The organism is [Clostridium] aerotolerans DSM 5434, from assembly GCF_000687555.1.
Lineage (GTDB): Bacteria > Bacillota > Clostridia > Lachnospirales > Lachnospiraceae > Lacrimispora > Lacrimispora aerotolerans.
Map to the genome: position 1 here is coordinate 138,333 of NZ_JHWJ01000008.1, position 24,618 is coordinate 162,950.

At 43.7% G+C, this 24,618-nt stretch carries 19 protein-coding genes; 3 read left to right on the forward strand and 16 right to left on the reverse strand.

The features are described 5' to 3' along the window. Nucleotides 1-31: 31 nt before the first annotated feature. Nucleotides 32-1,057, reverse strand: a complete 1,026-nt coding sequence (locus T546_RS0112735) for a M42 family metallopeptidase (protein WP_026891936.1) — start codon at nt 1,055-1,057, stop codon at nt 32-34. Nucleotides 1,058-1,335: 278 nt separating this feature from the next. Between T546_RS0112735 and T546_RS24655 the strand changes: the two genes are divergently transcribed. Further along, a complete protein-coding gene (locus tag T546_RS24655) occupies nt 1,336-2,103 on the forward strand; it encodes a phage tail tip lysozyme (protein WP_051629805.1) in 768 nt (255 codons plus the stop codon). 77 nt (nt 2,104-2,180) lie between these two features. On the opposite strand, the gene T546_RS0112745 is transcribed toward T546_RS24655, so the two are convergent. The 3 genes from T546_RS0112745 to fba form a co-directional block, all read right to left on the reverse strand. Beyond that, nucleotides 2,181-3,029: a hypothetical protein gene (locus T546_RS0112745; protein ID WP_026891937.1), complete on the reverse strand. Its 849-nt coding sequence runs from the start codon at nt 3,027-3,029 to the stop codon at nt 2,181-2,183. A 235-nt stretch (nt 3,030-3,264) separates the two neighbouring features. Then, a complete protein-coding gene (locus T546_RS0112750) occupies nt 3,265-5,382 on the reverse strand; it encodes a glutamine synthetase III family protein (protein WP_026891938.1) in 2,118 nt (705 codons plus the stop codon). A 204-nt stretch (nt 5,383-5,586) separates the two neighbouring features. Further along, nucleotides 5,587-6,450: a class II fructose-1,6-bisphosphate aldolase gene (gene fba / locus T546_RS0112755; RefSeq protein ID WP_026891939.1), complete on the reverse strand. Its 864-nt coding sequence runs from the start codon at nt 6,448-6,450 to the stop codon at nt 5,587-5,589. Between the two features lie 174 nt (nt 6,451-6,624). Here fba and T546_RS0112760 point away from each other — a divergent pair, with 174 nt between their 5' ends. Next, nucleotides 6,625-7,980, forward strand: a complete 1,356-nt coding sequence (locus T546_RS0112760) for an MATE family efflux transporter (RefSeq protein ID WP_026891940.1) — start codon at nt 6,625-6,627, stop codon at nt 7,978-7,980. Here the strand turns inward: T546_RS0112760 and thrC are convergent. Further along, complete coding sequence (gene thrC, locus T546_RS0112765) at nt 7,977-9,461, reverse strand: threonine synthase (RefSeq protein ID WP_026891941.1); 1,485 nt, start codon at nt 9,459-9,461, stop codon at nt 7,977-7,979. The genes T546_RS0112760 and thrC overlap by 4 nt on opposite strands. A 208-nt stretch (nt 9,462-9,669) precedes the next feature. On the opposite strand from thrC, the gene sfsA reads away from it, so the two are divergent. After that, nucleotides 9,670-10,440, forward strand: coding sequence for a DNA/RNA nuclease SfsA (gene sfsA, locus T546_RS0112770; protein WP_026891942.1), 771 nt, complete (start codon nt 9,670-9,672; stop codon nt 10,438-10,440). A 54-nt stretch (nt 10,441-10,494) separates the two neighbouring features. Here sfsA and T546_RS0112775 read toward each other — a convergent pair whose 3' ends face one another. The 11 genes from T546_RS0112775 to T546_RS0112825 all read right to left on the reverse strand — a co-directional run bounded on the left by T546_RS0112775 (nt 10,495) and on the right by T546_RS0112825 (nt 24,547). Further along, nucleotides 10,495-11,379 carry a TPM domain-containing protein gene (locus tag T546_RS0112775; RefSeq protein WP_026891943.1) on the reverse strand — a complete coding sequence of 295 codons (885 nt, stop codon included), beginning with the start codon at nt 11,377-11,379 and terminating at the stop codon, nt 10,495-10,497. After that, complete coding sequence (locus T546_RS0112780; RefSeq protein ID WP_026891944.1) at nt 11,376-12,440, reverse strand: hypothetical protein; 1,065 nt, start codon at nt 12,438-12,440, stop codon at nt 11,376-11,378. The genes T546_RS0112775 and T546_RS0112780 overlap by 4 nt, the downstream gene beginning before the upstream one ends. Then, nucleotides 12,437-13,627 carry an SPFH domain-containing protein gene (locus T546_RS0112785; protein WP_026891945.1) on the reverse strand — a complete coding sequence of 397 codons (1,191 nt, stop codon included), beginning with the start codon at nt 13,625-13,627 and terminating at the stop codon, nt 12,437-12,439. Before T546_RS0112785 ends, T546_RS0112780 begins: the two co-directional genes overlap by 4 nt. Nucleotides 13,628-13,687: 60 nt before the next feature. Next, nucleotides 13,688-14,512: a deoxyribonuclease IV gene (locus T546_RS0112790; protein WP_026891946.1), complete on the reverse strand. Its 825-nt coding sequence runs from the start codon at nt 14,510-14,512 to the stop codon at nt 13,688-13,690. An 11-nt stretch (nt 14,513-14,523) separates the two neighbouring features. Then, a complete protein-coding gene (locus T546_RS0112795; RefSeq protein WP_026891947.1) occupies nt 14,524-15,438 on the reverse strand; it encodes an ABC transporter permease in 915 nt (304 codons plus the stop codon). Further along, nucleotides 15,416-16,378, reverse strand: coding sequence for an ABC transporter ATP-binding protein (locus tag T546_RS0112800; protein WP_024834806.1), 963 nt, complete (start codon nt 16,376-16,378; stop codon nt 15,416-15,418). The genes T546_RS0112795 and T546_RS0112800 overlap by 23 nt, the downstream gene beginning before the upstream one ends. Next, nucleotides 16,378-18,849 carry a hypothetical protein gene (locus tag T546_RS0112805; protein WP_026891948.1) on the reverse strand — a complete coding sequence of 824 codons (2,472 nt, stop codon included), beginning with the start codon at nt 18,847-18,849 and terminating at the stop codon, nt 16,378-16,380. The genes T546_RS0112800 and T546_RS0112805 overlap by 1 nt, the downstream gene beginning before the upstream one ends. Nucleotides 18,850-18,855: 6 nt before the next feature. Beyond that, entirely contained in the window at nt 18,856-19,992 is a 1,137-nt protein-coding gene (locus tag T546_RS0112810) for a sensor histidine kinase (RefSeq protein WP_026891949.1), read from the reverse strand. Then, nucleotides 19,982-20,689, reverse strand: coding sequence for a response regulator transcription factor (locus T546_RS0112815; protein ID WP_024834803.1), 708 nt, complete (start codon nt 20,687-20,689; stop codon nt 19,982-19,984). The genes T546_RS0112810 and T546_RS0112815 overlap by 11 nt, the downstream gene beginning before the upstream one ends. Nucleotides 20,690-20,837: 148 nt before the next feature. Then, complete coding sequence (locus tag T546_RS0112820) at nt 20,838-22,979, reverse strand: RNA degradosome polyphosphate kinase (protein WP_026891950.1); 2,142 nt, start codon at nt 22,977-22,979, stop codon at nt 20,838-20,840. Continuing rightward, a complete protein-coding gene (locus tag T546_RS0112825; RefSeq protein WP_026891951.1) occupies nt 22,979-24,547 on the reverse strand; it encodes a Ppx/GppA phosphatase family protein in 1,569 nt (522 codons plus the stop codon). Before T546_RS0112825 ends, T546_RS0112820 begins: the two co-directional genes overlap by 1 nt. Nucleotides 24,548-24,618: the final 71 nt, after the last annotated feature.

Consider the following 24,618-nt stretch of genomic DNA (forward strand, 5'->3'; position numbering starts at 1 on the left):
CGTGGGGGCAACTGTGTTTCCTTCTTCTTTCTTACCGTTCGATATATGCTTCAATCAGCTTTAAGGTCTGTTCCATACCGTCTACATGGGTCCGTTCGGTTCCGTGAGAAGCATGGACGCCCTGTCCGATTAATGCACCACGAATATCATTTCCGCCCCGGATGGCAGCCCCTACATCAGAGCCGTAATGAGGGAAGATGTCCACTGCAAAATCAATCTTATGCTCTTTCGCCAGAGATATCAGGCAGCTGGTCATCTCATAATCATAAGGTCCTGAAGAATCCTGAGCACAGATGGATACCTTATGCTCACTTCCGGTTAGATCATCTCCCAGGGCTCCCATATCCACGGCAATAAATTCTTCAATATCCTGAGGAATAAAACTTGCCCCAAAGCCAACCTCTTCATAATTGCTGATGACAAGCTTTAAGGTTCTCTTAGGTAATTTACCTGACTGGGAAATATCTTTTAAAACTCCTAAAAGCACGGCCACAGAAGCCTTGTCATCTAAGTGACGTGACTTGATATAGCCGCTTTCCGTATGGACGAACATAGGGTCAAAGCTGATGTAGTCACCAGTGGAAATATCAAGCTTTTTCACATCCTCCCCGCTGTATACCAGTTCATCTAAGCGGACTTCCATATTTTTCGGCTTCCGCTCCAGAGTCTTGGCATTGTCATAGGTGTGGAGAGATGGCTCCTTTGTGAGTATGGTTCCTGTGTAAGTCTTACCAGTTCTTGTATGAACCTTACAGTACATGCCCTCAATGCTTTCCATCATAAATCCGCCTACCAAAACAATGTTAAGCCTTCCTTCCGGTGTAATGGAACGCACCATAGCGCCTAAGGTATCTACATGGGCGGAAAGTCCTAATACTTCCTTTGACTGTCCCGGAACCTCAATAATCAGACCGCCTTTGCGGTTATAGGTGGAAGCGTAGCCAAAACTAAGGGCTTCCTCCTCCACAGCTTTCATCACTTCTTTTGTATAGCCGCTGGGGCTTGGAATGTTTACGATTTTCTCCAGGATATTTGTTACGTATGTCATAGTTTCCATTAGATATGGCCTTCTTTCTTTTGATTTAATTTCTTTCGTACGGCTCTTTCTGTCTATATTACCAGATTTTCTTTCCTATGGCTAGAGAATTGAAGCATCCATGGTTTACAAATCAATCAAATACTTATTTCTACCAGATGAGAGATACAAAACTATCTTTCAAATGATTTCAAATGATTCTTGATGAAAAGGGTTAGGGATAGACCTTTTTCACCATTATCCCATTCCTTTGAACTCACGATCAAAAACACATTCTAAAGGAAAAGGAGATCATAATTATGGCAGATTATAATAATGCAAATTACACATATGCTCAGGTCCTTGCAGGCAATGGCTATTACATGAAGGATGATAAGCTCCGTTACAGTGCAGGTGTAAAGACAATGCAGCAGAAATTAAATGCGGCAGGCTACAACTGCGGAACTCCTGACGGAAAATTCGGCAGCAACACCGATACTGCTGTAAGAAGCTTTCAGAAAGCTAAAGGTCTTACGGTGGATGGAAAGGCTGGTAAAGCAACTCTTAACGCTCTTGACGGAACAAACTCCGGTGGCGGGACTATCTATTGCAGTAACAGTTATTTGAACACCAAGCAAATGACGGTAAACGCTCAGTATATCCTGGATTATCTGCGAAATAAGGGTTGGACCAAAAATGCTATCTGCGGTATGCTTGGTAACATGCAGACGGAAAGTACCATCAACCCAGGTATTTGGCAGAGTCTAAAGGAAAACAACACCAGCGGCGGCTTTGGTCTGGTACAATGGACACCGGCAACAAAGTACATAAACTGGGCCAATAGCAATGGCCTGACGGTTGCCAATATGGATAGTGAATTAAAGCGCATTCTTTACGAAGTAAGCAATGGAGGGCAGTTCTATGCTACAACCACGTACAATATGACATTCTCACAATTCACCCGTTCCACACAAACCGCATATTACCTGGCGTGTGCCTTTTTACACAACTACGAAAGACCACAGAATGCTTCCCAGGATGAAACACGTGGAAACCAGGCAACTTATTGGTATAATACATTATCATAAAAATAGCGTAATGCACTCTCAATAAAAGACGGGGGAAACTGTTTCTGTTCAGTTTCCCCCGTCTTTTATAGGTTCTGTTATTTATTTTCCCAAAGGTTCTGTTTCAGCAGATAGAACTGCTGTATATCACTGTATTTAAGCTGTGCTTCAAAATGATCGCTTCCAGTTGCATGAACAGCAGGCAAACTTAACACAATGCCGTCAGGCTTTAGGAAGAATTTAACATTCCCCTCGATACTAAAGGGGTCTACCGTCTGATATTCCGGTGATTGAAGCTTCAGCATTTCTGGAAAACTGGCTTTATCATAGGAAGTAATGGGGCTCTCAGGAAACATGGCTTTCTCAAAAAATACTGCCTGAAAATCAGCATTGGTCGTATACAAATCTTTAAGATTCAGTTCTTTCATGGAATGCAGATCTACATTCATTGTAATTAAATTGCTGGTGCTATATGCTGCATCGTCAATGGAACTTGGCCCCCAGAAAATAATACTTACCACCTTATTATTGTTAAGTGTAACTTCGGATTGATAATCAATGTTTAATCTGGCATCACTTGAAAAAAGAGATGTATCTATCTGAGCCAGGCTTTGTACTTTATCATAGACCATGGCATTTAAGGCATCATTGTTCGTGAATTGAGGATATTGAATTTCAACTGAACTATTCTTATTTGGCGCTTCTGTATAAACAAGCATTGTAATACTATCATCTTTTGCTTTCGATTCCTCCGTATTACTGATAGACAATGTCTCTTTTGTACTAGTTTCCGTTTCCAATTCCTGTTTTTGCTTCTGTTCCTGCGTTTGTTCCTGCTTCTGCTCTACGGTTACCGTATATGATTCACCATCTGCTTTTTTCCCACAGCCCCCAATAAGGATACAGGAAAAAAATACAAAGCCTAGTAAACCCATTTTCTTTTTCATTGAAGTACCTCCACTTAATTTAATCCATTTATGTATGATCTCTCTATCATAATAATTACTTTCATATCTTATCATATAATGTAATAAATGCGGTATTACTTGTAAGTTTTCCCTTCCTGAATCGACTCTATTTTACATGGTATGAATCCCACCAGATAGAGCTTTGCACATAAAAAATGCGTTTTGAACAGGCCATAACAGCCGTTCAAAACGCATTTTATATATATTTATTAGATTATACTTCGAAAATAAGATCGCCGTAGCTTGGTAAGGGCCAAATATCTTTATCTACGATCATCTCAAGCTTATCAGCAGGTGCACGAAGAGCTGCCATAGCAGGAACTACCTCATCGTGGTATGCGGTTGCCTGCTCTTTGTTCTCTTTGATCGCTGAGCACTTATCTGTGATCTCTACCAGTGCGGATAAGGCTACCTTCATATCAGAAAGGTAAGCGCTCACTTCGATGAGAAGCTCTTCCTGTACGCTGGTGTCTGCATCAGGACATGCTGTCTTTATTTTTCCTAAGGAATCTGCCAGTATGGTAGTGTATTTTACAACGGCAGGAATGAGCTGCTTTCCAGCCATATCAATCATGGTTCTAGCTTCGATGTTGATAGCCTTGGTATATGCTTCATATTCAATCTCAACACGAGACTCTAATTCAGCCTTTGTAAATACCTTGAATTCCTCAAACATCTTAACAGCAGCGTCTGTAGCAAGAGCCGGAATTGCATCGATCATGGACTTTAAGTTTGGAAGTCCTCTCTTTTCTGCTTCTTCTACCCAGGTATCTGAATAACCGTTACCATTGAAGATAATTCTTCTGTGAGAGGCTAACTGTAGCTTGATTAAATCATGAACTGCGGTATCAAAGTCTTCTGCCTTCTCAAGAATGTCTGCTGCTTCTTTAAATGCCTCTGCGGTAATGGTATTTAACACTACGTTTGGAGAGGAAATAGAATCGGAGGAACCAACCATACGGAACTCAAACTTATTGCCTGTAAATGCAAATGGTGAAGTTCTGTTACGGTCTGTTGCATCCTTAGATAAATCTGGTAAGGTTCTAACACCTGTCTTTAAGGTGCCGCCTGCCTTGGAGCGGGTTGCCTCTCCAGTGCTACAAAGCTGGTCAACGACGTCTTCTAACTGCTCGCCGATGAATACGGAGATGATAGCTGGAGGTGCCTCATTGGCTCCCAGTCTGTGATCATTTCCTACATCTGCTGCAGACTCACGAAGGAGGTCAGCGTGTTTGTCAACTGCCTTTAAGATACAGGACAATACCAGTAAGAACTGAATGTTCTCATGTGGTGTCTCGCCTGGATTTAATAAGTTGATACCGTCATCTGAGGTTAAGGACCAGTTGTTGTGCTTACCGGAACCATTCACGCCTGCAAATGGCTTCTCATGAAGAAGACAATTAAGTCCGTGACGTCCTGCTACCTTCTTTAAGGTTTCCATAACCAGCTGGTTATGATCTACGGCAACATTTGCCTGTTCAAAGATTGGTGCCAGCTCGTGCTGTGCAGGAGCTACCTCATTATGCTGTGTCTTTGCCGGTACGCCTAACTTCCAAAGCTCTTCATTCACTTCCTTCATGAAAGCAGCAATTCTTTCGCGAATGGCTCCGAAGTAATGATCTTCCAGCTCCTGTCCTTTTGGAGGCATAGCACCGAATAAGGTACGGCCAGAGTAAATTAAATCTTTTCTCTGTAAATATTTATCGTGATCCACCAGGAAGTACTCCTGCTCCGGTCCAACGGAAGGGGTAACTCTCTTGGCTGTAGTATTTCCAAATAATCTTAAGATTCTTAAAGCCTGCTCATCAACAGCCTCCATGGATCTTAAAAGAGGAGTCTTTTTATCAAGTGCTTCTCCTGTATAGGAACAGAAAGCAGTAGGTACGCAAAGGGTAACACCAATTGCATCTTCTCTTAAGAATGCAGGTGAAGTACAATCCCAGGCAGTATAGCCTCTGGCTTCGAAGGTTGCTCTAAGTCCTCCAGATGGGAATGAGGATGCATCCGGCTCTCCTTTTACCAGTTCTTTTCCGGAGAATTCCATAATGACCTTTCCTTCGGAAGTCGGTGCAGAGATAAAGGAATCATGCTTTTCTGCAGTAATACCGGTAAGCGGCTGGAACCAATGGGTGTAGTGAGTGGCACCTCTCTCAATTGCCCAGTCCTTCATTGCATGTGCAACTACATCAGCAATGGAAGGATCTAACTCTGCGCCATCCTCAATCGTTTTCTTTAACTTCTTAAAAACGGACTTTGGTAAACGCTCTCTCATAACGGTTTCGTTAAATACATTCTTGCCAAACTTTTCGGCTACGTTCACAACTTCACTCATAAATTCTCCATCCTCTCATATGAATTACCACTTAATAAAATTAAGTCAGTTCGCCCTTTTTTAGTCTCCTCAATAACTGAATATGCATAAAAAACAGAAAAGGCGCCCTCCCTTTGCAAGGAGAACGCCATCGTTCTTAATTAAAATAAATCATTTTCCTAAAAAAATCAAGTACTTTTTCAATTATTTTTGAATTAAAAACAATTATGCTTTTCCAACAGAACCAAATAATTCCATCTTCTCTTTTACAGTACCCTTAATTGCCTCTACACCTGGAGCAAGAAGTTTTCTTGGGTCAAAGCCCTTGCCTTCTAAATCCTTACCTGCTTCGATGTACTTACGGGTTGCCTCAGCAAAGGTAAGCTGGCACTCTGTATTAACGTTGATCTTTGCAACGCCAAGGCTGATGGCTTTCTTGATCTGATCTTCCGGAATGCCTGTACCACCGTGAAGAACTAAAGGCATATCGCCTACTTTGTCTTTAATTGCTGCTAAAGTATCAAAGCTTAAACCAGCCCAGTTTGCCGGATATTTTCCGTGAATATTTCCGATTCCTGCTGCCAGCATAGTCACGCCTAAATCAGCTACCTGCTTGCACTCGTCTGGATCTGCACACTCACCCATACCAACAACGCCGTCTTCTTCTCCGCCAATAGAACCAACCTCAGCCTCGATAGACATTCCCTTTTCTGCACAAACCTTTACAAGCTCAGTTGTCTTTTCAACATTCTCAGCAATTGGGTAGTGGGAACCATCGAACATGATGGAAGAAAAACCTGCTTCGATACATTTATAACATCCTTCATAGGAGCCGTGATCTAAATGAAGTGCTACCGGAACTGTAATCTTCATCTCTTCGATCATCGCTTTTACCATAGAAGCTACTGTTTTATAACCAGTCATATATTTTCCAGCACCTTCGGAAACACCGAGGATAACTGGGGATTTTAACTCCTCTGCTGTCTGCAGAACTGCCTTTGTCCACTCAAGGTTGTTGATGTTGAACTGTCCGACTGCATACTTTCCGTCTCTTGCCTTTTCAAGCATCTCTTTCGCTGAAACTAACATATCTCGAACCTCCATCTATTTTTAGTTTTTATTTATTCATTATATACCATTTTGTCCTATTTGGAAAGTTTATTTTAAAAAAGATTGTTTTTTTTATAACAAAGTTACATTTTGCTTTCATACGGTCATTGCTTTATAATGGTATTAGAATAAATACAACATGGGAGAAATGTTATGAATCAGAAGACAGAAGAAGATAGGAACCTGTTTACCAGAAAACAACTGAGAAAGCTGATTTTCCCCCTGGTCATCGAGCAGTTTTTGGCCGTTGCCATGGGTATGACGGATACCCTTATGGTGGCAGTCATCGGAGAAGCTGCCGTATCAGGCGTATCCATTGTTGACACCATTAACATTCTTTTGATCGGTCTCTTTGGTGCCATGGCAGCCGGCGGATCAGTTGTCGCAGCCCAGTACATTGGACGAAAGGATGAAAAGAACGTTGCAAAAGCTGCCGGACAGCTTTTTCTGGCCGTGGGAGGACTTTCTCTCATCCTTATGGCAATCGCCCTGATATTCAACGAGCCGCTTTTGCGCCTTGTCTATGGAAACATCAGTCAGGATGTTATGGATAATGCAAAGGTCTATTTTTTCCTGTCCGCCTTGTCTTACCCGTTCCTTGCCTTTTATAACAGTTCAGCCGCGCTTTTCCGCTCCGTAGGCAATTCCGGAGTATCCATGCGGGTATCTCTCATTGCCAATGTAATGAATATCGTGGGTAACTTTATCTTTATCTTTGGACTCCATATGGGTGTGGCAGGATCCGGAATCTCCACCCTGATTTCAAGAATTTTCTGTGCTGTTATCATGCTGGTTCTGTTAAAAAGGCATGCAGGATTAAGCGTTGACTTCACCCTTAAGGTGGATAAGGGAATGCTTCGAAGAATTCTTAATATCGGTGTACCAAATGGTGTGGAAAACAGTATCTTCCAGCTTGGAAAACTGCTTTTATCAAGCCTGATCTCCAGCTTTGGTACCGTTGCCATCGCCGCCAATGCAGTAGCAAGTACTATCTGCGGTCTGGAGACCATTCCCGCGACTGCCATCGGCATTGCCATGGTCACTGTGGTCGGACAGTGCGTGGGAGCCAGAGAGCTGGATCAGGCAAAGAAATATATGGGCAGACTGTTAAAAATCGCTTATCTCTGTCTCATCGTATTAAATCTCTCGATTATTCCATTTTTAAACGGAATAACGGCGCTGTTCCAGCTTTCCCCGGAAACCAGCGCCTTAGCGGTAAAACTTATGCTCTATCACAGCATCTGCTGCATGTTGATTCATCCACTGGCCTTTTGCCTCACAAACGGCCTGCGTGCCGCTGGAGACGTCCGCTTTACCATGGTGGTATCCATCTGCTCCATGTGGATCTGCCGTATCGTTCTTGCTTATTTCCTAAGCCTTCACCTTGGGCTTGGACTCATGGGCATCTGGATCGCCATGACCATCGACTGGCTGGTCCGCGCCATCTTCTTCTCCAGCCGTGTGCTGGGAGGAAAATGGAAGCGGTTCGCCCTTCGTTCTCTGAATTAATTTAAAAATCCTAAAACAGCTTCTTTCATCTGATCCGCATCGCAAACCGTGGTATGACGTACCTCGGCGGTGCGGATTTCTTCTACTGCCTGAGGAATCGCTATCCCGGATACTTGGGAGAGGTGGTCAATAATCTCAAACTCATCCTTTGTTTCCTGATCTCCTTCTATTGCTTCCAATACACTTCTTGAAAACTTATATGGACTGGCAGTTGAGACGATAACAGTTTTTGTATCATCCTTTGCCTCTTCTTTATAACTATTGTATACCGTCGAGGCGACTCCAGTATGGGTATCGATTAAGTAGCCGGTATCTTCAAACAGCTTTTTAATAGCAGCTTTATTTTCAGCTTCTGACGCAAAGCCTCCTACAAAGCCCTTCATCACATCTCTCATCTCACTTGTTACAGAATAACTGCCGCTTTCCCCCAGAGCCTTCATAAGGTCTGCATTGGCTGTAGCGTCACAGCCTGCACTTAAGTAAATGAGTCTCTCTAAATTGCTGGAAATCAAGATATCCATGGAGGGAGAGGTGGTCAGTATAAAATCCCGGTTTCTGTCATAAGTTCCTGTCTGGAAAAAATCAAAGAGAACTTTATTTTCATTGGACGCACAGATTAAGGTCTTAATGGGTGTTCCCATGACCTTTGCAAAATAAGCCGCCAGAATGTTTCCGAAGTTACCGGTTGGCACGGTTACATTGATTTCTTCCCCTTCTTTAATCTCTTCATTTAAAAGAAGCTTTGCATAGGCATAGACATAGTAAACGATCTGGGGAACCAGTCTTCCGATGTTAATGGAATTGGCAGAGGAAAGCTGATATCCTTTTTCTTCCAGAAGCTTTGCAAACTCTTTGTCATTAAAGATATTCTTTACTCCTGTCTGGGCATCGTCAAAGTTTCCGTGAATGGCAGCCACATGGGTATTCTCCCCTTTTTGTGTCACCATCTGCAGTTCCTGTACCGGACTTACTCCATCCTTTGGATAGAACACAATAATCTCAGTTCCTTCCACATCGGCAAAGCCTGCCATGGCCGCCTTCCCTGTATCGCCGGAGGTAGCGGTAAGAATTACGATTTTGTTTTTTACCTCATTTTTTTTCGCAGCGGTAGTCATCAGATGGGGCAGGATAGAAAGTGCCATATCCTTAAATGCAATGGTACTTCCATGATATAATTCCAGATAATAAGCACCATCTGCTTTGGATAGAGGTGCAATCTCTTCCGTATCAAATTTGCTGTCATAAGCCTGATTGATGCAGCTTTTTAATTCGGCTTCGGTAAAATCCGTAAGGAACAGCTTCATTACTTCATAGGCTGTTTCCTGGTATGTCATGAGGGAAAGCTCCTTCATGGATCTGTCAAGCTTCGGAATAAAGCTTGGCATAAATAAGCCGCCGTCTGCTGCCAGCCCTTTTAAAATTGCCTGGGAAGCCGTTACACCAGCCTCGCCGCCCCGGGTACTTTGATAGGATAATTCCATAGTATCTGATTCCTTTCCTGCTTTGTCATAATTTAGAGTGGATAAAAACCTTGCCAGCATTGTAGCACACTTTATGAAATGGCGCAAGCAAAAAGTATTCTTTATGCGGACATATGTATTTGTTGCAAAGACATATGTCCGAGCTTTCCATTTGCCCCTTTCTATGGTAAGATACTCCCATGGATACAGAAAGGATGAACTTATTTTTATGAAATATGAACATATGCAGAAGGGTATTTTCCTTAGCCGTCCCAACCGTTTTATTGCCAATGTTTTAATATCTAATAAGAACGGACAGGAAGAAACTGTCATCTGCCATGTAAAAAATACAGGACGCTGCAGGGAGCTGTTGATTCCTGGAGTGACCGTGTTAGTCCAGTTTCACCCGGAAGCTGCCCTCCTTGGAAGAAAAACTCAGTATTCCTTAATTGGAGTATGGAAGGAGCGGGAAGACGGTCCACTTCTTATTAATATGGATTCCCAGGCACCAAACCAGGCAGCTTATGAATGGCTTTTGTCTGGAAATGCTTCTCTTCCTTATGGTAAAGAAAATATTGAGACAGCCAAATTGGTTGAAGGGTTACAAAATGTAAAACGGGAGGTCACATACGGACAGTCCCGGTTTGATCTTGCTTTTCAATCTGCTAATCCTGAGTTCTCCGCATTTATGGAGGTAAAAGGGGTGACTTTAGAGGAAGATGGCCTTGCCATGTTTCCCGACGCACCGACTCTTAGAGGTGTAAAACATGTGGAGGAGCTGGTAAAGGCACGTAAAGCAGGTTATGAAGCTTATATTCTTTTTGTCATACAGATGAAAGAAATGACAGGCTTTGAACCAAACAGAAAGACTCACCCGGAATTTGCCAAGGCTTTACTGGAGGCAAAACGGGGAGGTGTTCATATACTTGCTTACGACTGCATTGTAACAGATACCTCTATGACACTGGATAAACCGGTTCCTGTTTTATTAGATGAATAAACAAAAAGTCTGGCTAAGGATCACTCCTTCTCCAGACTTTTTTATGGTACGTTTTTAAAACTTACGGCCCCCGCCTCCCATGGTCCGCCCGGAGGAGGAATGAGTGGTGCTTCTTCCAGAAAAACCACCGCCGGAGCTGCCACCTGAGTTTCCTCCGTTATTTCTTGGTATGATAACATGGGTCACCGTCTTATTAATGAGATTATCGGTCTGCTGGGAATAGCGGAACTGGCTGGCGCCTCGGTAAGCCTTTAAATAATTCCCTGACCGATTTCTCTCCTTTTTCATGGAATACTGCCCAGACACCGTAAGACAGGCAGTTGCCCCGGCAAAAAGTGCAATTCCCAAAGCTGCTGCCGCTTCATACCAGCGGATGCTTCTGTAAATACTGATTTCTCCCGTTTCCTTGTCATAATTATACTGACCTCCAGGAATTCCCGCCCGGTAATACTTCATAACTCCATCTAAAAAGGCCTGGGCACTGGAAGCATATTCCCCCTGACTGGCACTCTCATAAGAGCTGTCTAAAATGGCATTCCAGCGCTGATCCGTTAAAAAACGGTTCATCTTACCCACTGGGAGAATGTACATTTCCCGGTTATCCATATCTATTAAAAACAGAACACCTCTGTAATCAGAGCCAACACCGTAAGATCCATTGATATAATAATCCTCGGCATACTGCTTTGCTGACTTACCATTCGTATCACTTGCGGTCACGATTAAAACATCCATGTTCATTTCTTTTTTCATGGATGTGATCTGGGACTGAAAGCTATCGATTTCTTCTCTGGTAAAAAGCCCTGCATCATCAAAGACCCGCGTTTCATCCCCAAGGGAATTAATGGCCATAAAGCATGAGGAAAATAAGAGAAAAACTACAATAAAAAGGGCTGTTGGCATCCCTTTTCTCATCCACTTCCATGTTACATTCATCATATGAAATACCCCACGATCAGCATAGCAGCAAGCACCGGAATGAAGATCTCTAAAAACAGAAGGAGAAGCTTTCCTTTATCCACCGGCAGCTTTCCACAGACCTTTCCGGTCTGCCCGTTTATGGTAAAATAATACATTGCATTCTTTGCCCGGTCAAAATAAGTAAGAGCCCATACGGGAAGGAGCGCGTATTGCCATTGCTCCTCTGTGAAATCAAAGGATTCATCCTGCACCCTCAAAGTATCATAGGAAGTTATGCTGTTTTTTAAGGAGTCTCTGGCAAAGGACCGTACCTCATCTTTCACTTCACTGGAAAAATCAGTCTCTCCCATATCTCTTCGCTCTGCAACAAAGCCTGATAAGTACCCCATGGTAAATGGCTTCATGACATCGGTATCAAAAGGAAACACTCCTTCTGTCAGCTCTTTGCTGGCCTTTTTTAATGCATTTCGGGGTACGTATTTTATGGGCATAAGCCCCTCTCTTTTTACTTCATAGGTCTGTGTTTCCGTATACCTGTAATTTCCGCTGACCCAGATGCGCAGGCGGTCTGCCCTGGCTGTTAACCGTCCATTGACCCGGCAGCTGTAAAGAAGATAAGGGAAATATACGCCGGAGATCTTTTCGATCTGATCTTCACTGTAAAATGCCTTTGGCGTAAATCTCTTTTTCTTCATCCAGCTTCGAAACATCTCCACTGCCTTTTCCTTTTCAATAGAAAAAGGAATGACATAATCCGGATGGTATTCACCGGAAAGACGGCCGGTCAGAATGACCGGATTGTGACAATAGTAGCAGAAGGTTGCTGCGGTAGTCTCATCGGTCACTACCTCCGCTCCGCAGCTGGGGCAGGAATAAAGGACCGGCTCTCCCGGGTTTTCTCCGGCTCGTTCTGCCTGGTTCTCCTCTTCCTTTGCCGCTTCCTTTGCCTTTTCTTCTTCCTTTGCTTCCTGCTCCGTAAATTCTGAAAGGCAATATTCACAGGCATACGTTTGAAGCTTGGGATTAAATTTTAAGGGGCCGCCGCAGTTCGGGCAATGATAGGTTATGATACCGCTCATGGCTTTGGCTTGCCGCACTGGGAGCAGAAGTTTCCGGTATTGGACTCACCGCATTCGCACTTCCATGGTCCGGCTGGCTTTTTATTTCCGCACTGTGGGCAGAAATTTCCCGTATTAACGCTTCCGCAGCTACAGGTCCAGCCCGCTGCAGCCTGAGTGCCGGAAGGAGTATTATTTCCTGCCTGCTGTTCCTGATTGATCTTCATCTGCTGAAGGTTGGCGCTTGATGCAGCACCCAGGATACCGCCTCCTACATTCATTCCCATGCCCATTCCAAGATAACCCGACATGGAGCCTGCGGAATTGCCTCCTGCTGCCTCCATACCTCTGGCAGCGGCTCCCTGGACGTATCCCTCTCTTACCGACGGATCACCAAGCATGGCTCCCTGGTTTCTCATATGAATTAAGTCCTTGGATTCCTCGTCATAGGTTATGCTTGCAATTCCCACGGACTGAATGGCCATTCCTCTCCTTGCCTTCCACTGTTCGTCAAGAACATCTGACATATACTGTCCAAGCTCTCTTCCCTTTGATGCTACGTAAGAGATTCGTATTCCATCTGCGGACATCTGATTGATGGAGGACTGTAATGCCTCTAAGAACTCAGAGAGATACTGGGTGTTGATATCATCCACTTCCACACTGACAGCGTTTCTTGGTATGACTTCCGCAAAGAATAACAGAGGATCTGTTACCTTAAAGGAATACGTTCCATGAGCACGCAGGAATAATTCTGCATTATAAAACTGGTCGAAATAATTAATGGGATTAGGGGTTCCAAACTTTACCCCTTTTATTTCCTGAAGATTGATAAAAAATACTTTTTGAGCCGTAGGCGTCTTTCCGCCATAACGGACACGGTCAAAGGATTCCTTTAGAGCTTCTTCAAACTGACCATTAAAAAGAGAGGGGAGGGAAGAATTTTTTACAGTAAAATAGCCTGGTTCTCCGGTATAGTCAATCACCTTTCCACCGTCCACTAAAATCATGAACTGATTGGGGTAAACATGAATGACAGAACCATCTGAAACGGTGTTATCTGTTCCCCTTGTATTGGAGCCTTTTCTGATTTTTACTCCGGAAGAAAATACGGTCTGGTCTCCCATATCTCCTGCTTCTATGACTTCAAGCCATTGATCTGCCAGTGAACCGCCTAATGCGGTTGTCAGTGCCTTTACAATTCCCATGTCTGTTCCTCCTCAACTGTTAGATTCCTCTATTATACTATAGGATTGGTAAATACGCCATCAGGCATTCCTCATCATAACAATTTCCTTGGCGTATCCTGATAAGTCATTGGGTGTTTCTAAGTAAAATGGAAGTTCTTTAAGAACCGGATGAGTCACAATCCGCTTTAAGGCCTCGGCTCCGATATAGCCTTCTCCTATTTTTGCATGGCGGTCCTTGTGGGCTCCTAATGGGTTCTGGCTGTCATTTAGGTGAATGGCCTTTAAACGGGAAAGACCGATGACTTCATCAAAATGGTGAAGCACACCATCAAGATCATTTACAATGTCATAGCCACCATCCCACACATGGCAGGTGTCGAGACAGACTCCCATTTGCTGGTTTAACTCCACCCGGTCAAGAATTTCTCTTAATTCCTCAAATTCCCGGCCTACTTCACTTCCCTTACCTGCCATGGTCTCTAACAGGACCGTGGTGTGAAACTCCGGAGTAAGTATCCCATTGAGCATATCTGCAATAAACTGAATTCCTGTTTCAACGCCCTGTCCCACATGGCTTCCCGGATGAAAATTATAGGAATTCCCCGGAGTGTATTCCATTCGCATCAGATCATCCTTCATGGTATCCCTGGCGAGGGTACGGAGATTCTCATCTGCGGAGCAGGCATTTAACGTATAAGGCGCATGAGCCAGAATCCGGCCAATGGCGTTTTCTTCTGCAAAGAGAAGAAAACGTTCCACATCGGCCGGATTCATGGCTTTGGCTTTGGTTCCTCTTGGATTTCTTGTAAAAAACTGAAACGTATTTGCATCAATGGCCTTGGCATCCTTACCCATGGCAAGGTAGCCTTTGGCCGATGATAAATGACATCCTATTGTTAACATAAAACCTCCTGTTACTTGGTGTTTTTCATTCGTTTTCCGTTGGAAGGGCTGATAGCCTTCACCGCAATAAAAAGGAATATAGCTGCCAGGACAAGCTGGATGAAAATGCTTAAAACTACCCAGTGATCCATAATTCCATTTTGAGGGTGAGGACCGAACCAGTTGTTAAGACTCTTTAATACCTGATTATCTCCAGCCTGGGTGTTTATCATTACATAAAATGTTGCCACAGGATTTAATAAAAGAAGATACAGGAATGAACCGGAATTTGCCTGGTCTGCAATGCCGCTGACCGAGGATGCATAGGTATTGACCACATTTAAGCGGGCAATGGATAAGGCAAATATATTGATGGCATAGGTACCGGCCGCAATCATCACCAGCACTCCATAGCTTACTACTGTAGCAATGGTAGAACGCTTAAAAATAGAAGAAAAGCAGATTCCCATGCTTCCGCAAAGAAGAGCCACGGCAAGATAGCATAAAAGCAAAATAAATATATCAGAAGCGGTCACGCCTCCATATACAAATGAGACGGAAAGAAGGGGAAAGCTTGACATGACCATTAAAAACATGGTTCCAAAGGAAGCCATTAATTTTCCCCAGATGATCTCCCATGGCTTCATGGTGGTGGTGAGAAGAAGATCCAGGGTCTGGCGTTCTCTCTCCCCGCTGACACTGGCCGCTGTAAGAGCCGGCATGATGAACATGAGCATGACGAATTCCACCACTGCTACGAAAACGTATATGTTAATAAAGGATGAATACTGAATCTCAGCTGTCATCTTCACCTGTTCCACCACGGAGTACATATTAAGAAGAACTACCAGGGCCAGTATGGAATTAAACAGCACAAGAATGAGGGCCAGACGGAAGCTTCTGGAGCTGACCGTTATTTCCCGTTTATAGACCGGGTTCGTTTTCATGTACAAGCACCGCCTTTTCTTTATCATGATCGGTTATCTGCATGAACAGGGTCTCTAAGCTCCCCTGCTCTCTGTAAAACCCGCGGATCAGAACCTCCGCATCCACAAGCTGTTGTAGGAGAAGGGCCTCATCCTGTTCATCGCCAATGAAATTCACCCGGATATCCTGATCCTTCACGGCTATGGTCTGAACGCAGGGCTGGCTCTTTAAGATGGAAAGAGCCCTTTCTTTATTGCCAAGAACTGCGATGATTAAGGGATTGGTGGCATTGACCCTGTGAAGGATCTCTTCCATGCTTCCTCCCAGTACCATCTTCCCCTGGTCAATGATTCCGATGTCCGTACAAAGCTCTGATAGCTCCGACAGCACGTGGGAGCTTATGAATATGGTCTTTCCCTGATCCTTTAACTCTTTTAAAATCTCCTTGAATTCAAATCGGGTCCTTGGGTCCAGACCGGAAGCAGGCTCGTCAAGAACCAGAAGAAGGGGATCATGGATTAAAGCCCTTGCCAGGCACAGACGCTGCTTCATACCTCTTGATAAGCTGTCTACATAAAAGTTTACCTTGTCTTCCAAGCCCACCTGCTCTAAAAGGGTCATATACCGGTTTCTGGCTTTAAGCCCATCAAGTCCATAGCAGGAAGCAAAAAACTCCATGTATTCGTTGACCCTTAAATTGTCATACACGCCGAAAAAATCAGGCACATAACCAATGCTTAGCTTTAAATCATTTAACCCTCTGGTCACATCGGTACCACGGATGAGGACCTGGCCGCAGTCTGCCGATAAGAGTCCAGTCATGATCTTAATGGTGGTTGTTTTCCCCGCACCGTTTGGCCCCACAAATCCATAAAGGGAACCTTCGGGAATCGTTAGGTCCAAACCATTTAAGGCATGGAACTTACCGAATTTTTTCCATAAATTTTTGATTTCTAACATCATTTATCCCTTCCTGTAACCGTGAGCATTGGCAGTGTTATATACCAGTTCTTTCCTTCCGCATCGTCGCTTACATATTTAACGGTAAGGGTATTGCCCGGTGATAAATAGGGGGTCAGCTCCCCAGCTGTATAGACCAGCTTTCCGGCAGTCATGACATCGTAATTCCCTGTGTCGTGATTGTAAAAATAAATATCCCCCTTAAACAGGTTGATGTAGGAAGCGTTATCATTGTTTGTAAAGTCCGCGGAAGGATTTTCAAAGGACAATTTGTCAATCTCAAGGTCATTTCCCAGGAAATACTCCAGGGCTACCGGATCGACCGCATAGGTTGCGTTGGAATCAGAGTAATACTGCCCGCTGATTACTTTTGGCGGTTTTATCAGTGCCGAATGAGAGACGACTCCATACTTCCTCGTGTTTACATCCAGAGTGGAGGTGAACATGGACATTCCAAAGGTCTCATAGTTTCCTTTGGTAAGGAACTGGCTGTCGGTCTGATTGCTGCTGAAGGCTACAATTCTGGCTTCCTGATTATAGGCCGTGGAATATTTATCCAGATAAAAGCTTAAAATATTGGTTCTTGATAAAGCCAGCATATAATCTGGATTGTCAATATCTGCCTTTGGATACTGATAGCTGCCTGTTACTCTGGCTGATACGTTAAAGGCGTTATTAATGGGATAATTAATGACCGGAGCACCATCTAATTTAACGGTCTCCCCAGGCTTTAATTCCTCTAGCAGAATCATCTTACCGTACATAAGAACTCCCACCTTCTCTACGGGGAAGGGGTATTCATTGGTCACAGTTCCGTAGACCTTTCCGTCTGACAGCGTAATATCACCAAGAAGTCCTCTATGATCCGTATTGGGAGCCCTCTTTTGCAGGGAGAAATATTTGGGTGTAAATGCTGCTGCGTTCTGAACGGAAACCTTTGTGTCGCCATTTCCGTATCCCACTCTTACTTTATAATCTTCATCTCCAAGGAACTTGGGGACAGGAGACATGTCATAGTTGTTGCTCCTTGTAATCGGCAAAATCCTATAAGAAGGGTCCAGTGAAATGGTATAAGCATTGTTATAAGGAGTCCTCATATTAATATAGGTATATTCATCCACATAATCCTTGGTGGAATCCAAAATAGTGGCATAGGTAAAGAAGGTATCCTTAAATCGGGTCTTAATTCCCGTCAAGTATATGACTGAGGTAAAGATAAAGGAAACCACCACTACTGCGGTCCTGTAATATCCTCTTCTCTCCTTCTTTTTCAAATAGAGATAAAGCACGGGTCCCACCAGGATAATATAGCCCAGGATTAATACGATATAAAGAGCAAGCTTTGGAAGCTTATCTACATTGCCTGTATTGAGCATGTTTTGAACGGACCAGAACTGGCCGGAATTTCCGCTATATAGATATGAGGATAAGTTGTTTAACCTGGTATCTCCCAAAATGGTGGTAAAAAGCTTATCCACATAGGAGCGGTGGGTCTCACAAAATGCGGAAATGTCTGCAAAATCATAGGCAGCCACTCCAACGGTACCTTTTCCCTTGGATACGGAGCTAAGGACGGAAAACTGGTCATTGGAAAAAACCCCTGTACCTCCCTTTAAGGAAACATCAGCGCACACAAGATTTAAAAAGGAGTCACCAGGTCCATTGGTGGAATATTCCACCCCCATATCCACAGACCGTTCCGCCGGAGGTGCATATTGCTTCTCCAAAAGGTCCGATTGGAACGCAAAAAGCGTATCATCTGCTCTGGCTCCAGTGCCAAGAAGAAGGGTGCCGCCTTCCTTAACCCACGCCCAAATCGCTGACATCTGCTCTTTGGAAAGCTGTTTGGTATCGTAATCGGTGATAACAAGGACATCAAGAACATCCAGTCCGATTACATGATCCGGCATCTTTTCCGTCTTCATGTTAAAGGTCTTGATACGGACAGAGCTGTAATTGACTCCCACTCCCTCCATATAGGAAAGCTTTTCTGCATTATCCGATAAAATGCCTACAAAGAGTTCTGCTGTTTCCGGAGTGATATTGGTTTTTAATCGTTTTCGAATCAGCTCATTTCCACTTTGATCTAAAAGCTTCACATAGAGGGTGTCTGCCCTCCCCGCGGGAATATCCAGGGATTGATCAAGGATTTCCATCCCTTTTAAGCTTACCGGATAATCATACTGGTAAATATCAAAATCCGATTCCATGGCCTCCACCCGAAGGGTGCCGGAAAATGGGGTGTCCTGGTCGCTTTTTACTGTTACATTCACGGGTACAAAACGTCCGCTTTTTGCATTTCCATCATATCCATAGGAAACATCCATGGAGATTTCCGATTCAGAAACCGCATTAAATTCATTTTCCTGAGAATTGGCATCTGTGGCTACCATGCCGAAAGCAGGCAGCTTCATGCTGCCTGCTATGGTAAGCGCTATGGCAAAAATCAGGGATATCTTCTTGAAATTCATCCTGTATCATCCTATCTTTCCAAAGTTCTCTTTGTTCACATCAAAATCAACCTTAAGCTTAACCGAAAATACAGTGCCGGACAAATCACTGGTTACGTCAATGGATCCGCCGTGCATATCTACAATGTTCTTTGCAATGGCAAGGCCAAGACCTGTTCCTCCTGTATCTGTGGAGCGGGACTGCTCCACCCGGTAGAATTTATTAAAGATCAGAGGCAGTTCGTCTGCTGGAATCACATAACCGTAATTGACCACAGAGACTGTCACCTGCTCTTCGTTGCCATTCACTTTTACCAGAATCCGTTTCCCATCGGCTCCGTATTTGATGGCGTTGTTGATAAGATTGTCAAACAGGCGCGCCAAAAGATTTCCATCCGCTGCGATTACCATAGCGGGGACATTGCTTTGAAGCTCGTAGGATAAGTTCTTATCCACAAAGCTGGGATAAAACTCCTCTAAAAGCTGGCTTAAAAGCTTTATCACATCCACTCTTGATACGTGCATGGACATCTTTCCGTAATTTAGTTTTGTAAATCCGAATAAATCTTCAATCAGCTTTTCCAGCCGTTTTGTCTTTACGTATGCGATTCCTATGTACTTTTTCTGAACCTCAGGATCAAGCTTCGTATCACCGGATAAAAGCTCTAAGTAACCGTTGATGGAAGTAAGAGGAGTCCTTAAATCATGAGCGATGTTGGTAATCAGCTCATTCTTCGTCCGTTCTGCCTCTCTTTCCTTATCCATCAGCTCTTTTAAATCGCCCACCATCTTATTTAAGCTGGCTGCCATTATGGAAAATTCATCATCCCCTTCGATATCTACCGTAATGTTTAGATCTCCTTCGGAAATGCTGTGCATGGCGCTAGATATCTTGGCAATATATCGCATGGATTTTTCCTGTAATAAAAGAAAGGTGACCGTAAAAATACCGATTCCAAAAACAACATAAATAAGAATCACTACGGCATCAAAGGTGGTAAGAAGCTCCACAAAGGCATTGTCCCTGTCTGTATTACGCATATACGAAGCGATGAGGGAAATATTGGTTACAAGAAAAAGTTCTATCAGGATCGTGACCACAGCACTGTAAAAAATGTTGGCTACGACCCTGGCATGAAAACGGCGATTGATATCACTTTTCAATTTTGTATCCTACCCCCCAAACAGTGGTGATGATCTTATTCTGTCTGGTGTCTTCCTTCATCTTGCCGCGCAGACGTCTGATATGTACCATTACGGTGTTGTTGGCTTCATAAACCTTTTCGTTCCAGACCTTTTCAAATATCTCATCGGTACTGAACACCCGGCCCGGATTGGAAGCCAGCAAATATAGAATGTCAAATTCTATGGGAGTCAGTTTAATCTCTTCTCCGTAAACGGTTACCTTATGATTATCCTTATTAATGGTCAGCCCGCGAATGGCAATTTCATTCTTGGCTGCTTCATTTACCGAGCTGTTTGGGTTTAACTGGGTATAGCGGCGAAGCTGTGATTTTACACGTGCCGTAAGCTCCAGCGGATTAAACGGCTTTGTTACGTAATCATCTGCCCCGGTACCAAGGCCAAGTATCTTATCTAAATCAGTGGATTTTGCACTTAGCATGATAATGGGGATATTATTTGTCTCTCGTATCTTCCTGCACATGGAAAGTCCATCCATTCCAGGCATCATGATGTCTAAAAGAACCAGATGAATCTGATGCTTTTCCAGTATCTCAAGGCCCTCCTCTGCGTGGTTTGCCTTATATACTTTATATCCATCACTAACCAGATAGATTTCAACCAGATCTGCAATCTCCTTCTCATCATCCACAACCAGTATGCTTATTGTCTCGGACATGAAAAAATACCTCCCTTGTCGTTATGTAAGCGGCTCTTCTTTTTACACAGAAAAGCCTGCATCCATTCTACCACAAGAAAGGTATCTTTGCCTTACTATTTTCTTACAAAAATCCTATAAAACGGTAATTGACACCTGAATTTTCCAGTTAGCTCTGGCCCTCATTGGGGATAAATACCCGGCTTGCCTGAGGGTTTAATTTCTTAAGCTCAGCCTTGACTAAAAGCTTTGCCTCCTCACAGAAATCCTCCTGGCTGTTTCTCTGGACCCGGCCTCTCCGGTCCGGTTTTTCATAGGTTCCATCGGGTAACAGAATGTGGGATTTTACATTATCCTCTAATTGTATCAAAAGGACCTTGATAATCCTTTCTTTTAAATCCTCATCTTCTACCGGGAACATGATTTCCACTCGTTTATCTAAGTTTCTTGGCATCCAGTCTGCACTTCCCAGGTAAAGCTCCGGGCTTCCATCATTATCAAAATAGAAGATTCTGGCGTGCTCCAGGAAATTTCCGATTATGGAGCGTACCGTAATATTTTCACTTAATCCGGGGACGCCTGCTCTTAAACTGCAGATTCCTCTTACAATGAGCTGAACCTTCACTCCGGCACAGGAAGCCTCATAAAGAGCGGCGATAATATCCTTATCACAAAGAGAATTCATCTTTGCGATGATATGGGCCTGTTTTCCTGCTTTTGCATTCTTTGTTTCCCGGCGGATCATCTTTAAAAACCTGGCTCTCAGCCAGATAGGGGCGACCACCAGTTTATTCCACTGCAAGGGCTCAGAATAACCGGACAGCATATTAAAGACTGCCGTGGCATCCTCTCCAATCTGAGGATTGCAGGTCATTAACCCAAAATCCGTATAAAGCTTTGCTGTGGAATCATTATAGTTTCCCGTTCCCAGATGAACGTACCGTCTGATTCCATCTTCTTCTCTTCGAACTACCAGGGTAATCTTTGAATGGGTCTTTAAGCCTACCAGCCCGTAAATCACGTGACAGCCTGCTTTTTCAAGTTTCTTTGCCCAGTTAATATTATTTTCCTCATCGAAACGAGCTTTTAATTCCACCAGTACAGAAACCTGCTTCCGATTATCAGCGGCCTCTTCCAAAGCAGCTACAATGGGAGAATTTCCGCTGACCCGGTAAAGCGTCTGTTTGATAGCCAGAACTTCAGGGTCTTTTGCCGCTGCCTTTACAAAATTTACGACAGGGTCAAAGGTCTCATATGGATGATGAAGCAAAATATCTCCCTTTCTGATATTGGTAAAGATATCATCCTCATTCATTAATTCCGGCACCTGCTGGGGGACATAGGGAACTGCCTTTAAGTGTTCGAATCCTTTCACTCCATACAGCTTCATTAAAAAGGTAAGATCCAAAGGGCCACTGATTAAAAAGATGTCACTGGAGCTGATGGTAAGCTCCCTTTTTAATATTTTCAAGAGACCTTTATCGATTTTTTCTTCCACCTCAAGGCGGATGGCCTCGCCCCACTGTCTTTTTTTCAACTGCTTTTGAATCTCTTCTAAAAGGTCCACAGCTTCTTCTTCATCAATGGTCAGATCCGCATTTCTCATGACCCGGAAAGGACTGGCTGTGACTACGTTGTAATTTAAGAACAGGCTTCCCATATTCCGCTCGATAATTTGTTCCAGCAGGATTACCTTTTGCTCTTCCCCTTCTTTTTTCGGGAACTTAACAATCCTTGGAAGCACGCTTGGAACCTGGACCATGGCAAATTCCAGTTCTTCTTCCCCGCTCTTTTTCTTAAGAAGCGCTGCAATGTTTAAGGACTTATTCCGAATCAGGGGAAATGGTCTGGAGGAATCCACTGCCATTGGGGTGAGAACCGGATAAACATCACGTTCAAAATAGTTGTCTGCAAAATTTCCTTCTTCTTCATTTAGATCTTCATGATTTACAATGACTTGAATTCCATTTTGCTTTAAAGCTGGAAGTAAGGAGCGGTTATAGGTGGAATATTGGAGAGCTACCAGCTCATGAGTCTTCTCACTGATTTTTTCCAGCTGCTCTCCTGGTTTTAAGCCTGCAATATCAGGCTTTGTATATTTGGCATGGACCATGTCTTTTAAGGAAGCCACACGGACCATGTAGAACTCATCTAAATTGGAGGCTGTGATGCCTAAAAATTTAATTCTTTCAAGCAAAGGAAGGCTCTTATCTCTCGCCTCACCAAGAACCCGGTAATTAAACTCGATCCAGCTCAGCTCCCGGTTAACATAATTATTCGGATTGTTAAATATTTCATTGATGTCTGCCATCAGGTCAACCTCCTCTTCTGCTTTAAGACTGGCCTTATTCCAAAAATCTCTTCAAAGAATTCCGCCTTCTGGCTAAAGGAAACAGATTCCAGGGTAATATCTCCCTCATAGGAAGTGGTCACCAAAAGCTGCCCGTTTTTCACATTCATACGGCTGTCTGACAGCTTTTGTTTATGGCTTCGATCCATGGAATTGGCAAGCCTTAAGATGGCGGTCAGCTTTGCCATGAGAATGGTAATATCCTCTTTGGATAGTTCCCCTTTTGTATTTCGAAACAGCTCTTCATTTAAATGCATCCGGCTGTAATCAAATTCCACTCCGTTATACCGGACCACATTGGCTATGATTTCCCGTTCCATATGGGACAATCCAATAATCTCTGTGGACATAATAATATTATAGGCAGATTCGCTGGGTTTTTTCATGGAAATAAATTTTCCGCAGGCGTGTAAAATAGCTGCAATCTGTAAAAGAAGCCGTTCTCTTTTTCCCATGCCGTGATATTTTTTCATGCTGTCGAAAAGATCCACCACATATTTTTCCATAATAGAGGTATGTGGGCCATGGCATTTGTACCGCTTTGCCATATTTCTGGAGGCGGCTAAAATGTCCTCGGAAAAATCGTGATGAAATTTCACTGCCTTCGTTTCCTCGGCATATTCGGCTGCTATGCTGTCACAAAGACGTATTCCCGGAATCCAGAACATATCTGCTCCCGTGATTTCTAACACGCATTTAAAGATAATGGCGGCAGGAACTAAAAGGGCGGCATATTCTGCATTGACTCCGAACCGTTCCTGAATCCCTTCCACTGACATCTTTAACAGCTTTTCGTAAAATTCCCCATACTCCTCCGCGGTAATCCGTTCCACTGCCTTGCCGCCATTGCTGCCTCTGGAAAGATAGAGTATGCTCTCCCCGATCCCAATCAGACTTTTTATCTGCCGGTCCTTTAAATAAACCTTTCGGAAGGTATAAAGCTCATTATCCACCATCTCTTCAATGAGGGTGTTCTGCATTTTGGCACTGACCTGTACGTCAGCCATCATTTCCCGAATCCGCAGTACTCCAAGCATCAGGTTCTGAGTGGAAACAAGGGCATCCTTATCAAAGAGAGATACCTGCATGCTGCCAAAGCCCACATCAACAATGGCAGTTCCTTTTTCTATGATTTTGCTGAACTCCGCATCTTTTGATGCGATGGCTTTATAGCTGATGAAACGCTGCTCAGAATTGCTTATGATCTGTACCTCTATTCCGGTCCTGACACGGACCTGATCCAGTACGATCTGGCTGTTTTTAGCCTCCCGTAAGGCACTTGTGGCATAAGCACGATACCCAATGACCTTATACGACTGCATGATTCCGGCAAAGTCCCTGATTACGCTGCACATCTCTTCCACCAGCTCATAGCTGATTTTACCATTGTTGTAGGTATCCCTGCCAAGGGCGATAACATGGCGAACATGATCGATCTTATTGATTCCATTTTTGACAGATATCTCATAGATGCCCAGCTCCAGTTCAAACGATCCCACATCGATGGCAGCAAATATCTTGATTGCCATACTTGTCCTCCTTACCGCCCATGTAGCGGGCGTTTATACCTATTTTACTCTATCCCAATGATTATTGTGTT

Coding starts and splice junctions, on each gene's coding strand:
- T546_RS0112775 (WP_026891943.1), bottom strand. CDS start 11,379: ATGATGAATGTAACATGGAAGTGGATGAGAAAAGGGATGCCAACAGCC.
- T546_RS0112750 (WP_026891938.1), bottom strand. CDS start 5,382: ATGAGTGAAGTTGTGAACGTAGCCGAAAAGTTTGGCAAGAATGTATTT.
- T546_RS0112805 (WP_026891948.1), bottom strand. CDS start 18,849: ATGAATTTCAAGAAGATATCCCTGATTTTTGCCATAGCGCTTACCATA.
- thrC (WP_026891941.1), bottom strand. CDS start 9,461: ATGGAATTATCCTATCAAAGTACCCGGGGCGGCGAGGCTGGTGTAACG.
- sfsA (WP_026891942.1), top strand. CDS start 9,670: ATGAAATATGAACATATGCAGAAGGGTATTTTCCTTAGCCGTCCCAAC.
- T546_RS0112760 (WP_026891940.1), top strand. CDS start 6,625: ATGAATCAGAAGACAGAAGAAGATAGGAACCTGTTTACCAGAAAACAA.
- T546_RS0112800 (WP_024834806.1), bottom strand. CDS start 16,378: ATGTTAGAAATCAAAAATTTATGGAAAAAATTCGGTAAGTTCCATGCC.
- T546_RS0112785 (WP_026891945.1), bottom strand. CDS start 13,627: ATGGGAATTGTAAAGGCACTGACAACCGCATTAGGCGGTTCACTGGCA.
- T546_RS0112795 (WP_026891947.1), bottom strand. CDS start 15,438: ATGAAAACGAACCCGGTCTATAAACGGGAAATAACGGTCAGCTCCAGA.
- T546_RS24655 (WP_051629805.1), top strand. CDS start 1,336: ATGGCAGATTATAATAATGCAAATTACACATATGCTCAGGTCCTTGCA.
- fba (WP_026891939.1), bottom strand. CDS start 6,450: ATGTTAGTTTCAGCGAAAGAGATGCTTGAAAAGGCAAGAGACGGAAAG.
- T546_RS0112780 (WP_026891944.1), bottom strand. CDS start 12,440: ATGAGCGGTATCATAACCTATCATTGCCCGAACTGCGGCGGCCCCTTA.
- T546_RS0112735 (WP_026891936.1), bottom strand. CDS start 1,057: ATGGAAACTATGACATACGTAACAAATATCCTGGAGAAAATCGTAAAC.
- T546_RS0112825 (WP_026891951.1), bottom strand. CDS start 24,547: ATGGCAATCAAGATATTTGCTGCCATCGATGTGGGATCGTTTGAACTG.
- T546_RS0112820 (WP_026891950.1), bottom strand. CDS start 22,979: ATGGCAGACATCAATGAAATATTTAACAATCCGAATAATTATGTTAAC.
- T546_RS0112745 (WP_026891937.1), bottom strand. CDS start 3,029: ATGAAAAAGAAAATGGGTTTACTAGGCTTTGTATTTTTTTCCTGTATC.
- T546_RS0112815 (WP_024834803.1), bottom strand. CDS start 20,689: ATGTCCGAGACAATAAGCATACTGGTTGTGGATGATGAGAAGGAGATT.
- T546_RS0112790 (WP_026891946.1), bottom strand. CDS start 14,512: ATGTTAACAATAGGATGTCATTTATCATCGGCCAAAGGCTACCTTGCC.